Source organism: Saccharopolyspora hirsuta (assembly GCF_008630535.1).
Classification (GTDB): Bacteria; Actinomycetota; Actinomycetes; order Mycobacteriales; family Pseudonocardiaceae; genus Saccharopolyspora; species Saccharopolyspora hirsuta.
In genome coordinates this window covers 269569-281088 of the sequence record NZ_VWPH01000009.1, presented here as the reverse complement: position 1 = coordinate 281088, position 11520 = coordinate 269569, and the positions used below count along the sequence as shown (strand labels likewise).

11 protein-coding genes are annotated in these 11520 nt (G+C 71.6%); 4 read left to right on the top strand and 7 right to left on the bottom strand.

All coding sequences use genetic code 11. The annotated features are described in order from the left end of the window. Positions 1-2 precede the first annotated feature (2 nt). The gene (locus F1721_RS21225; RefSeq protein ID WP_150068474.1) at positions 3-1139 is read left to right on the top strand and encodes a sensor histidine kinase; all 1137 of its coding nucleotides are present in this window, start codon (positions 3-5) and stop codon (positions 1137-1139) included. Continuing rightward, positions 1136-1804: a response regulator gene (locus F1721_RS21220; RefSeq protein ID WP_150068473.1), complete on the top strand. Its 669-nt coding sequence runs from the start codon at positions 1136-1138 to the stop codon at positions 1802-1804. Before F1721_RS21225 ends, F1721_RS21220 begins: the two co-directional genes overlap by 4 nt. Here the strand turns inward: F1721_RS21220 and F1721_RS21215 are convergent. The 3 genes from F1721_RS21215 to F1721_RS21205 form a co-directional block, all read right to left on the bottom strand. Then, the gene (locus F1721_RS21215; protein WP_150068579.1) at positions 1792-3093 is read right to left on the bottom strand and encodes a M20 family metallopeptidase; all 1302 of its coding nucleotides are present in this window, start codon (positions 3091-3093) and stop codon (positions 1792-1794) included. The genes F1721_RS21220 and F1721_RS21215 overlap by 13 nt on opposite strands. A 153-nt stretch (positions 3094-3246) precedes the next feature. Further along, complete coding sequence (locus F1721_RS21210) at positions 3247-4008, bottom strand: EI24 domain-containing protein (RefSeq protein WP_150068472.1); 762 nt, start codon at positions 4006-4008, stop codon at positions 3247-3249. A gap of 78 nt (positions 4009-4086) precedes the next feature. Further along, a complete protein-coding gene (locus tag F1721_RS21205; RefSeq protein ID WP_150068471.1) occupies positions 4087-4296 on the bottom strand; it encodes a hypothetical protein in 210 nt (69 codons plus the stop codon). 170 nt (positions 4297-4466) lie between these two features. Here F1721_RS21205 and F1721_RS21200 point away from each other — a divergent pair, with 170 nt between their 5' ends. Further along, on the top strand, positions 4467-5486 hold the full coding sequence (locus F1721_RS21200; protein ID WP_150068470.1) for an iron-siderophore ABC transporter substrate-binding protein: 1020 nt from the start codon (positions 4467-4469) through the stop codon (positions 5484-5486). Between the two features lie 134 nt (positions 5487-5620). On the opposite strand, the gene F1721_RS21195 is transcribed toward F1721_RS21200, so the two are convergent. Then, a complete protein-coding gene (locus F1721_RS21195; protein ID WP_246155216.1) occupies positions 5621-6817 on the bottom strand; it encodes a class I SAM-dependent methyltransferase in 1197 nt (398 codons plus the stop codon). A gap of 60 nt (positions 6818-6877) precedes the next feature. Here F1721_RS21195 and F1721_RS21190 point away from each other — a divergent pair, with 60 nt between their 5' ends. Next, complete coding sequence (locus F1721_RS21190; RefSeq protein WP_150068469.1) at positions 6878-7708, top strand: hypothetical protein; 831 nt, start codon at positions 6878-6880, stop codon at positions 7706-7708. Between the two features lie 69 nt (positions 7709-7777). Here the strand turns inward: F1721_RS21190 and F1721_RS21185 are convergent, their stop codons facing one another. The 3 genes from F1721_RS21185 to pdhA form a co-directional block, all read right to left on the bottom strand. After that, entirely contained in the window at positions 7778-9025 is a 1248-nt protein-coding gene (locus F1721_RS21185; protein ID WP_246155215.1) for a dihydrolipoamide acetyltransferase family protein, read from the bottom strand. A 248-nt stretch (positions 9026-9273) separates the two neighbouring features. Then, a complete protein-coding gene (locus tag F1721_RS21180) occupies positions 9274-10269 on the bottom strand; it encodes an alpha-ketoacid dehydrogenase subunit beta (protein WP_150068468.1) in 996 nt (331 codons plus the stop codon). A gap of 131 nt (positions 10270-10400) precedes the next feature. Next, on the bottom strand, positions 10401-11507 hold the full coding sequence (pdhA, locus tag F1721_RS21175) for a pyruvate dehydrogenase (acetyl-transferring) E1 component subunit alpha (RefSeq protein ID WP_150068467.1): 1107 nt from the start codon (positions 11505-11507) through the stop codon (positions 10401-10403). Between the last annotated feature and the right edge of the window lie 13 nt (positions 11508-11520).

Below are 11520 nucleotides of genomic sequence, written 5' to 3'. Positions count from 1 at the left end.
CCATGCCACAGCTCACCGGGCGACTCCGCCGAATCCCACCGTCCCTTGTGGACGCCGGTATCGCGCTGGTCGTGCTCGCCGCCCACTCCGCCCCGTTCCTGGTCACCACCAGGCCCGCCGACCCGGCGACGGGCTGGACGCTGGCCCAGTACCTGCCGGTGCTGGGCCAAGCGCTGCCGCTGCTGTGGCGACGGCGGGCGCCGCTGCCGGTCTTCGCCGTGGTCGTCCTCGCCACCGCCGTCTACACGCTGAACGACCCGGACACCGCGCGGCAGCCGGTCGCCTACGCCGCGCTCGTCGCCACCTACACGCTGGCCGCCGCGGGTTCCCGCCAGCACCGCGCCTGGGGACTGGCACTGCTGGCCGTCGGCGCTGCTCTGGAGTTCGGCGGAGTGGTGCTGCACGCGGGCGCGGAGACCGTTGTGCACGGCACCGTGATGTACGCCGCGGCCTGGGCCGCGGGCCGGGCGACAGCGCACCGCCAAGCTCACGCGCGCCAGCTGGAGCGGGAGAAGGAGCTGGAGGCGCAGCGCGCGGCGGCGCGGGAGCGCGCGGCGATCGCCCGGGACATGCACGACATCCTCGGGCACGCGATCACCCTCATGATCGTGCAGGCCGAAGCCGGTCCGGTGGTCGTGCGCAGCAAACCGGACCGCGCCGAGCAGGCGTTCGACGACATCGCCTCGGCCGGGCGCAACGCGATGACCCAGGTGCGCTGGCTGCTCGGGCTGCTGGACCGGCCCACCGACGGCGACGCGCCCACCGCCGACCAGATCCCGGCGCTGGTCGAAGGTGTGGCACGGGCGGGGCCGAAGACCTCGCTGGAGGTGTCGGGCACGCCCCGCCCGTTGCCACCGGACGCGGACCTGGCCGCCTACCGCGCGGTGCAGGAGTCGCTCACCAACGCCATCAAGCACGCCCGCGCCGCGAAGATCTCGGTTGCCCTGGACTGGGAGGTGGACGTCTTGCACATCGCAGTCACCGACGACGGGCGCGGCGACACCGGCGGGCAGAACGGCCACGGGCTGAACGGAATCCGGGAACGCGCGCGGGCCTGCGGCGGCTCAGCGGACTTCGGCCCCGGGCCGGGCGGGCGCGGCTGCTCGGTGTCGGTGCGGCTTCCGGTGGTGGCGCCGTGACCATCTCCGTCGTGCTCGCCGACGACCAGGAACTCGTGCGCTCCGGCTTCGCGATGATCCTGGACGCCCAGCCGGACATCACCGTGGTGGCCGAGGCCGGTGACGGTGCGGCGGCGGTCGAGGCGGTCCGGGCGCACCGGCCCGACGTCGCGCTGCTCGACATCCAGATGCCCGGGCTCGACGGCATCGCGGCGACCAGGGCCATCTGCGCGGACACCGGGACCAAGGTCGTCATCCTGACCACCTTCGACCGGGACGACTACGTCTACAGCGCCCTGCACGCGGGAGCCAGCGGTTTCCTGCTCAAGGACGTCCGGCGCGACGACCTGGTGCACGCCGTCCGGGTCGCCCGCGCCGGGGAGTCCCTGCTCGCCCCGATCGTCACCCGGCGCCTGATCGACGACGTCGTGCGGCGCGGCGTCCACCCGCCCGCCCCACCCGCCGGGCTCGGCGAGCTGACCGCCCGGGAGCGGGAGGTCCTGGTGCTGCTCGGCCGCGGGCTGCCCAACTCGGAGATCGCCGCCGCGCTGGTCGTCAGCGGGCACACGGTGAAGACCCACGTCAGCAATGTGCTCAGCAAGCTCGGGCTGCGCGATCGCGTCCAAGCGGTCATCTGCGCCTACGAATCGGGGCTCATCAGGCCCGGCTCCGCTCAGTCGAAGTAGGAAGGCACGTCGAGCGGGCCGCCCGCGGCCTGGAACTCGGCGTGCACCGCTTCGCGCAGCGCGGCGTCGACCAGGTAGTCCACAGTGGTCAGCGCCAGGCCGACCGCACCGTCGAGGACCGCTCGGTCCCCGGCCGGGCTGCCCGCCGCGGCGGCGAATTCCTCCGTGTGCAGCGCGAGGTTCGGGTCGCCGAGGCCGATCATCGGGTGGATCGCCGGGAGGCGGTAGCTGATGTTGCCGAGGTCCGTCGAGCCCGTCAGGTACTCCGGGACCACGCCGCGCGGCAACGCCGTCCGGCCGCGGCGGGCCTGGTGCTCGGCCCAGCGGGCGGCCAGCGCGTCGTTGTGCCGGATCGGCAGGTAGGCCGGGTTGTTGTCCCAGTTCAGCTCCACGCCGCAGCCCGTCATCGACGCCGCGCCGTGCGCGATGGCCTCGATCCGGGACGCCAGGTCGCGCAGCGAGCCGGGTTCGGCGGAGCGCACGTAGAACAGCGCGGCGGCGCGGTCCGGCACCACGTTGGGCCGCTTGCCGCCGTCGGTGATGATCCCGTGCACCCGGTCCGTGGACGGCATGTGCTGGCGCATCGCCGCGACGCCCTGGTAGGTCGCCACCACCGCGTCGAGGGCGTTGCGGCCCATGAACGGCTGCGCGGCGGCGTGCGCGGCCACGCCGTGGAACACCACCTCGACCTGCCGCCGCCCCAGGAACGGGTGGGTGGCGATGTCGTGCGAGAACGGGTGCAGCATCACCACGGCGTCGACGTCGTCGAACAGGCCCGCCCGCGCCAGGTGCTCCTTGCCGCCACCGCCCTCCTCGGCCGGGGTGCCGAACAGGCTCACCCGGCTCCCGGTCGCGGCCACGGCCGATGCGACGGCGAGGAACCCGCCCACCGCCGCCGAGCAGATGATGTTGTGCCCGCACCCGTGCCCGATGCCCGGCAGCGCGTCGTACTCCGCCAGAACCGCGACGTGCGGACCGCCGCTGCCCACCGAAGCGCGCAGCGCGGTGTCCAACCCGCCGACGCCCACCTCCACGTCGTGCCCGTGGCGGCGCAGCAGCTCAGCGGCCTGCGCGGCGGAGCGGTGCTCGGCGAACGCCTCCTCCGGGTTCGCGTGCAGGTCGCGGCTCAGCGCGACGAGGTCGTCCGCGTGGCCGTCCACCCACCGCTCGACCTCGGCGCGCAGCGCCTCGTCGGCCCCGGCGTGGTCGGAGCGGATCGGCTCGGCGGCGGCCACCGCCCGCTCTGTGGCGGCGGAGACGGCGCGGAGGTAGGAGTCGTCCGGCTGCACAGGCTTCGTCACACCCCGACTCTAAGGCCCCTGTGCTGCGCCGCGATGACTCGCGCATGACGCCTGCGGGCACGGCCCCACAGCCGCGGAGGCCCTCGTCGCACCCCGTGAGCACTTACTGGCGCTATGGCACCACAAAGCGCTCACGGACCGTCAGTGCTGCGGAGCGGTCCGGGGTGTCGGGCCGAGCACGCGGTGGGCCAGGAGGGTTCCGCCGACCACCGCCGAGGGGATCACCACCAGCTGCAGGACCGGGATCAGGCACAGCAGGTAGGTCGGGAGGCCGAAGCCGAAGGTCGCGGCCCGGTGCCCGCGCAGCGCCCGGCGCCGGTCGACGAGCTTCAGCCCGCGCCGCGCGAAGACCATGCCGACCATCTCCACGGTCACCAGCCACGCCCCGAACAGCGCACCCAGCACCAGCGCCGCGATCTGCCCGGCCACCGGGATGAACCCGATCGCGAACAGCACGATCGCGCCGACCAGCGCGATCAGCACCAGCTTCACCGAGTCCTGGATCCCGCGCCCCACCTGCCGCAGGACGCCCGCCCCGTCGTCGGAGGTGTCGAGCCCCAGCTCCTCCTCCGCCTTCTCCGCGATGTGCTCGTAGAACGGTCCGCCGACCAGCAGCGTGATCGCGATGAACGACACCGAGGCCAGCAGCGCGGCCGAACCGACCAGCGCCACGCCCACCAGGATGCGCAGCGCCCGGCGCCCGACGTCGCCCCAGCCGTCGGCGAACGGCGTCATCCAGGTGACCAGGTCACCGCCGAAGTAGAGGAGCGCGCCGAGGCAACCCAGCAGCAGCACGGCGCTGATCAGTGCGGGCAGGGCGCCGAGGAGCAGCAGCTTCGGGCGGCGGGCGATGATGCCGAACCCGGTGCCCAGGGCGCGGAATCCGGCGAGGAACGAACTCATCAGGGCGTGTCTCCAGTGCGGTGTCGATCGACCGACACCGTACCGGCAGCCACGTGCACCCCGGGGCGAAACGGACGATCAGCGCACCGCGCGGTGGCGCTTGTGGCGCGGGGACTTGGGCGTGCGCGCGCCGAACGGTCCCGGGTTCCGCCGGTCGGTGCGGCGGTTGGCGTGCAGCTCCACCAGCAGGACGTCGGGGTTCTCCCCGGCGTGGCACCGCCACAGCATCCGCAGCAGCTCGTCCTCGGCGAGCACCCAACGGCGGTCGAAAACGTCATCGCCACTCATCGCGACTCCAACGCCGGTTGATGGCGCACGCCAGCGCGTGCGATCGCTCCCCCACCCACGATACGCCTCGGGCGCACCCCGGTGATCCGGCTCACCACGCAGATCTTCCGCCGTTCAGGTTAGGTTAGCCTTGCTTCCAACGAGACGTCGGACTACTGAAGGACGCGGAGATGACTCCTCCCCCAGCAGCTGCCCGCAGCATCGGCCGACGGGGCTTCCTGATCGGCGCGACCGGTGTGCTCGCCGCCGCGGGCCTGGCCGCCTGCGGCACCAGCGAGACCCCGGGCGGGTCGGGCGACGCGCAGGCCGGGCCGGGCTTCCCGACGAGCATCCCGAACCGGTACGGGACCGCGGAGATCAAGGCCGCCCCGCAGCGCGTCGTCAGCCTCGGCATCACCGACCACGACGTGCTGCTGCCGCTGGGCGTCATCCCGGTCGGGCTGACCAAGTGGGGCCCGTGGGAGAGCGGCGTCGGCCCGTGGGTGGAGCCGATGCTGCGCGGCGAGAAGCCGAAGATCTTCGGCAGCGAGGTCGATGCGGAAGGCGTCATCGCCCTGGCCCCCGACGTCATGCTCGCGCTGCAGAGCGCGCTGACCCAGGAGCAGTACAACCGGCTGAGCAGCTTCAACCCGGTGGTCGCGCAGCCGCCGAACGCGATCGACTACGGGGTGAACTGGCGGGTGCAGGCCGAGACGATCGGTCAGGCGCTGGGCAAGCAGGCCGAGGTCGCCAAGCTCATCGCCGACACCCAGGCCCGCATCGACCAGACCCGCGAGGCCAACCCGCTGTTCCAGGGCAAGACGCACGTCACGGTCCGCACCGACTCGGCGGGCACCTACGCGGCCTACACCAAGCAGGACGCCCGGACCGCGCTGCTGGAGCAGCTGGGCCTGCGGCTGTCCCCGGCCATCGAGGGGCTCGACAGCGGCGGCAAGTTCAACGTCAAGATCAGCAAGGAGCAGGTCTCGCTGCTCGACGCCGACGTCGTCATCGTCACCACGGCGAAGGCGACCGACGTGGACGCGGTCCGCAACGACCCGCTGCTGAACAACCTCCCGGCGGCCAAGCGGGGCTCGCTGGTCCTGCTCGACGACTACGACCTGACCATGTCGCTGGGCTCGGCCACGGTCTCGAGCATCCCGTTCACCCTGGACCACCTCACGCCGAAGCTCGTCGACGCGCTGAGCTGACACCCGGGGTCCCAGGTCGGGCGCGACCTGGGACCCCGGCCCGTCACCGGCCGGTCAGGGTGCAGCCCGGCCGGACCAGGTCGAGCTCCGACGCGAGAGCCCGTGCACGTGGACGAGGTGCGCGCTCGTCGGTTTCAGCCTGGAAACGTCGTGCGGTGCGCGGGCACCCGTGCCCTGACGATGCGGCAGAGATCGGACGGTGCCAGGGCGTCCGATCGGTTCCACTCGGCGGCGGGGATCATCTCGTGCTGGCGAACGTGCTCGACGGTGCTGAGGCCCGCCTCGTTCAGGAGTCGATCGACGTCCGGCGGGGAGAGAAAGGTCCGCCACCGCTCACCAAGACCGGAGACCGCCGAGGAGACGAGGGCGACGTAGCGCTGCCCGGCCTCGTCGCGCAGCCCCTCGGGAAGCATGTAGTCGGCGATGAGCTCCGTCCCCGGTGCGAACTGCCCGATCACGGCGAGGGTTTCGGAGAGGACGTCGACCGCGAGGTACATGCTGACACCGAGCCAGGCCACCACGGCGGGCCGGGCGCGGTCGAAGCCCGCCGCGACGAGGCGGTCGGCGAGGTCGTCCCGCTCGAAGTCCACCGGCACGTGGGCGACATGACGCGGAACGGCGATTCCCGCTGCGGCCAGGCGGCACCGCTTGTCCTGCTGGGACACCGGGTGGTCGACCTCGAAGACCCGGATCCGCGGTACCTCGTGCGTCTCGTCGCGGTATGCGAAGGAGTCGAGTCCTGCCCCGAGGATCACGTACTGGCCGATCCCCGCTGCGGCCGCTTCGACCAAGGCGTCCTCGGTGTACCGGCTCCGGCAGACCGCCTGGGTGCGGGCATCGGCCAGGATCTGGAGGTCGCCGTGGGAGCGGTGGTAGCCGATGAGTTCCCCGGCCTGTTCGCCCAGCAGGCGTTCGGCGAGCGCGTCGCGGAAGACGGTGGGCGGACGGTCGACGATCAGGTGGGCAGCTCGGGCAGCCGCTGCCATCACCGCGGTGGCGCTGGGAGATTTGCCGAGCGCCGATTCAGACGATGCCATACCGCCGAATGTAGATATCCATTCCATTCGGCACCAACCATCATACTCGACAATGATTTTTTTCCCGACAACAAACAATGACAATCTGATATCCGTCTTCCGCCGAGCTGAATCCAGGCGCCCGATCTCCGCTGAAGCCCTGGAAGCAGCGCACCATCCGGGCACGCCCGCCAGCACGTCGGGTCCCGGCACACCGGTGGACCGCAGTTTCAGCTGACGCTGCGGTTTCCGCGCGGCGCGGTCCTCGCCTTGCCCGATCCGGTGAATGCCCGGGGTGGCGCGGCGGCTTGCCACCTCGGGTGATCGTCCTGGTGGTTCACTCCCTCCTCGACGTCCAGATCGAGGAGGTTCTCCGTGGCCGCTGGCGCCCGCCTAGTGACCTTGCTGCTCACCGTCGCCCTGACCGCGCTGCCGGTCCCGGCGCACGCGCAGGAGCGCACCGGCCGGTCGTGCGCGTCCACTCTGGACTGCACGGCGGCCGAGCTGGAGGCGATGCCGCTCACCGAGCGGCTGGTGTTCGTCCGCGCGGTGCAGGACCGGGTGTCGGCGGAGTACATCCCCGGGTTCCGGCACTGGCGCAACATCGAGGGGATCATCCGGTTCTTCGTCGAGAACGGCTCCGGCGAACGCGGTTCCTGGGTCTCGCACGTCGACGCCGGAATCCTGGAGGGGATCGAGCGCGGCACCGCGATGGCCCTCGGCGTCTCCGCGGACGACGGCGGCAACCCGGGCTCCCGCCGGTGGGCCGACTACCTCCGCCGCCTGCAGCGCGGCGAGCTGACCGACCGCTGGACCCACGACCCGGCCTGGGGCAACGCCGAGCAGGCCGCCACCGAGCACGGGGTGCGCCTCGCCGAGGCCCACGGTGCCCGCCCCAGCCGCATCGACTGGCAGATCTACCAGTTCAGCGAGCTGTACCGCTGGATGCTCCGCAACCCGCAGACGGCCCTGCTGCTGCTCAACGAGCACTTGGGCCGGGCGACGGGAATCCCCCTGGTCCCGGCCGACTTCCTGCGCTGGTTCACCGACGTGACCACCCCGGTCCCCACCTACCGCGGCGCCCACGTGGCGCACGACCTCGCCCTGCCCAGCCCGGTCGGAGCCCCGGTCAGCACCCTCCAGCTCCTCCTGGCCTACGCCCCGGAACTCACCCGCGCCTACCAGGAGGAAACCGGCCAGGGCTGAACGCGCGTGAAGAAGGCCCCTTCCGCGAGATCGGGGGTCATCGCGGAAGGGGCCTCGGTCTGCTCGCCGTCAGGCGATGATGCGGAGCGGGTCCTCGAGCAGCGCGGTCAGCTGCTGGAGGAAGGCCGCGCCCACCGCGCCGTCCACCGCCCGGTGGTCCGCCGACAGCGTCACGCGCAGGATCTTGCGGGCCACGAACTCGCCGTCGCGGACCTGCACCTCGTCGCGGGCCGCGCCCACGGCCAGGATCCCCGCCTCCGGCGGGTTGATCACCGCGCTGAACTGCTCGACGCCGAACATGCCCAGGTTGGAGATGGAGAACGTGCCGCCGGACATCTCGTCCAGCTTCAGCTTGCCCTCGCGGGCCCGCCCGGCCAGCTCCCGGCTCTCCGCGGCGATCTGCGAGACGCTCTTGCGGTCGGCGTCCTTGACCACCGGCACCACCAGACCGCCCTCGATCGCCACCGCGACGCCGAGGTTGATCCGCTTGTGCTGCAGCAGCTTGTCGCCGGCGAACGAGACGTTCATCGACGGGTTCGCGCGCAGCGCGGTGGCCACCGCCTTGACGATCAGGTCGTTGACGCTGACCTTCGGGCCACCCGCGGCCTGCAGCCGCTCGTTGAGCGTGCCGCGGAACGACATCAGCTCGGTGACGTCGACGGCGCTGGTCAGGTAGTAGTGCGGGACCTGCTGCTTGCTCTCCGTCAGGCGCTTGGCGCTCACCTTCTGGATCTTGGTGAGCTCCACCTCCTCGACGTCCTCGCTGGCCACCGCGGCGGCCGGGGCGCTCGGAGCGGCAGCGGGCGCGGCCGGGGCGCTCGGGGCAGCGGCGGCAGCGGCCTCGATGTCGGCGCGGATGATCCGGCCGCCCGGGCCGGTGCCCTGCACCGTGGCGAGGTCGACGCCCTTCTCCTTGGCGACCGCCTTGGCCAGCGGCGACGCCTTCGGCTTGCTGCCCGGCTCGGCCGGAGCCGCCGGGGCGGCGGGCGCAGCCGGAGCGGGGGCGGCCGCGGGCTCGGCAGCCGGGGCCGGGGCCTCAGCGGCGGGGGCCGGGGCGGAAGCGGCTTCCGCCGCCGCGCCGGAGCCGTCGCCGAGGACCGCGATCGGGGTGCCGATCGGCACCGTCGCGCCCTCGTCGACGAGGATCTTCTCCAGCACCCCGTCGTCGTAGGCCTCCAGCTCCATGAGGGCCTTGTCGGTCTCGATCTCGGCCACCACTTCGCCACGGCTGACCTGGTCGCCGACCTTCTTGCGCCAGGTCGAGATGACGCCCTCCTCCATGGTGTCGGAGAGCCTCGGCATCTGAATCTCGGTCATCGTCTTCCTCAGCAGAAACTTGTGGATCAGAAAGCTCTACGCGCGTTGCCGCGCCGGACGTCAGGCAAGCGGCGCGAGCCGCTTTCCACCACGCATGCAACCGGCACCGCCGCGGGTTCTCAGATGTCGCCTCGCGAGGACAGCCCCGACGTGGTGTATAGGTCATACATGAGACGGGGATCCCGCAGTCGAGGCGGCATCTGAGGTTCCGCTACCCGCACCGCTACGCAAAGCAACCAATAACTCTCCTAGCGGCGGCGACCGACTGCGTCCAGGGTCTGGTGGATCGCGGTCGTGAGGGACTCGGCGGACGGGAGCGCGGCGCGCTCCAGCGGCTTGGCGTAGGGCAGCGGCACCTCCGCCGCCGCGACGCGGCGGACCGGGGCGTCCAGGTAGTCGAACGCACCGTCCGAGATGGACGCGGCGATCTCCGCGCCGATGCCGTAGGTCAGCCAGTCGTCCTCCGCGACGACGGCGCAGCCGGTCTTGCGCACGGAGTCCACAATGGTCTGCCGGTCCAGCGGCCGCAAGCTGCGCAGGTCCACGACCTCGGCGTTGATGCCCTCCTCGGCGTGCAGCTTCTCGGCGACCTGGTGGGCCACCAGCGCCATCCGGGAGTAGCCGATGATGGTGATGTCGGTGCCCTCGCGGGTCACCTTCGCCTTGCCGATCTCAGCCGGCTCGACGACGTCGGGAACCTCGCCCTTGGTGTTGTAGAGCGCCAGGTTCTCCAGGAACAGCACCGGGTCGTTGTCCCGGATCGAGGCCAGCAGCAGCGCCTTGGCGTCGGCGGGCGTGCTCGGCGCGACGACCTTCAGGCCCGGCACGAAGGCGTAGTACAGCTCGATGTTCTGCGAGTGGGTGGCGCCCAGCTGCTGGCCGCCGCCGCCCGGCGTGCGCATCACCATCGGCACGCTGGTCTGGCCGCCGAACATGCCGTAGATCTTGGCCGCGTGGTTGACGATCTGGTCCAGCGCGATCAGCGAGAAGTTGATCGTCATCAGCTCGACGACCGGGCGCAGGCCCAGCATCGCCGCGCCGACCGCGGCGCCGACGAAGCCCTCCTCGGCGATCGGGGTGTCGCGCACCCGCTTCTCGCCGAACTCCTTCAGCAGGCCAGCGGTGATCTTGTAGGAGCCCTCGAAGACCCCGATTTCCTCGCCGATGAGGAAGACGTCCTCATCGCGCAGCATTTCCTCGCGAAGCGTGTCGTGCAACGCTTGGCGGTACGTGATGACGGCCAAGGGTGTTTCTCCTGGAGAAGAGCAATGGGGACCGTGAGCGCTTTTGCGGCGATGTGCCGCAAAAGCACTCACGGATCAAGTGGCGGGGTGTCGCAAATACCGCGACGGTTCGCGGAAGACCCGGAGTGGCGTCAGAAGACCGGGTCGGCGGGGAGCCGTCGCGAATCGTTGGCCACCGGGGTGGCGTAGGTGTAGTCGAACAGCGTCGACGGGTCGGGGTGCGGGCTGTCGTCGGCGAACGCGACCGCCGCGTCGGCCTCGGCCTGCGCCTTGCGCTCGATCTCGGCGGCGGTGTCCTCGTCCAGCACACCGGCCTCGATCAGCTGGGCGCGGAAGTTGGCGATCGGGTCGGCCTGCTTGGCCCGCTCCACCGACTCCTCGCTGCGGTACTTGGCCGGGTCGACCACCGAGTGGCCCTTCAGCCGCTCGCTGACGCACTCCAGCAGCGCCGGGCCACCGCCGTTGCGGGCCTGCTCGACCAGGCGGGTCGCGGCGTCGCGGACGGCCAGGACGTCGTTGCCGTCCACCCGCTCGCCCGGCATCTTGTAGGCCGAGGCGCGCTTGAACAGCTCCGGCTCCGCGGAGGACTTGTCCACCGTGGTGCCCATGCCGAGCTGGTTGTTGATCACCACGAACACCACCGGCAGGTTCCACAGCGCCGCGATGTTCAGCGACTCGTGGAAGGCGCCGATGTTGGTGGTGCCGTCGCCCATCTGGCACATCACGACCTGGTCGCCGGAGCGGTAGTCGATGGCCAGCGCGGCACCGGTGGCCAGCGGGATCTGGCCGCCGACGATGCCGTAGCCGCCGAGCAGCCCGGACTCCACGTCGAACATGTGCATCGAGCCGCCCCAGCCCTTGGAGGTGCCGGTGGTGCGGCCGTAGAGCTCGGCCATCACGCGGCCGGGCTCGATGCCCTTGGCGATCGCGTAGCCGTGCTCGCGGTAGTTGGTGAACAGCAGGTCGGTCTTGCGCAGGGCGCGCATCAGGCCGACGACGGTGGCCTCCTCACCGAGGTTGAGGTGGCAGTACCCGCCGATCTTGGCCTGGGTGTAGCCCTGGGCCGCGCGCTCCTCGAAGCGCCGGATCAGGGTCATCTCGTGGAAGTAGTCCTGGAGCAGCTCCGGCGACTCCCCGGCGAAGCTTCCGCCGCCGGAGCCCCGTACCGCACCGCTGCCGCGCCGCGACTTGGCGGTGCTGCGGGTGGACGGCTTGCTGCGCGTGGCTGTCGTTGCCATCACGGTCCCCTTT

Coding starts and splice junctions, on each gene's coding strand:
- F1721_RS21225 (WP_150068474.1), top strand. CDS start 3: ATGCCACAGCTCACCGGGCGACTCCGCCGAATCCCACCGTCCCTTGTG.
- F1721_RS21210 (WP_150068472.1), bottom strand. CDS start 4,008: ATGAGTTCGTTCCTCGCCGGATTCCGCGCCCTGGGCACCGGGTTCGGC.
- F1721_RS21205 (WP_150068471.1), bottom strand. CDS start 4,296: ATGAGTGGCGATGACGTTTTCGACCGCCGTTGGGTGCTCGCCGAGGAC.
- F1721_RS21200 (WP_150068470.1), top strand. CDS start 4,467: ATGACTCCTCCCCCAGCAGCTGCCCGCAGCATCGGCCGACGGGGCTTC.
- F1721_RS21185 (WP_246155215.1), bottom strand. CDS start 9,025: ATGACCGAGATTCAGATGCCGAGGCTCTCCGACACCATGGAGGAGGGC.
- pdhA (WP_150068467.1), bottom strand. CDS start 11,507: ATGGCAACGACAGCCACGCGCAGCAAGCCGTCCACCCGCAGCACCGCC.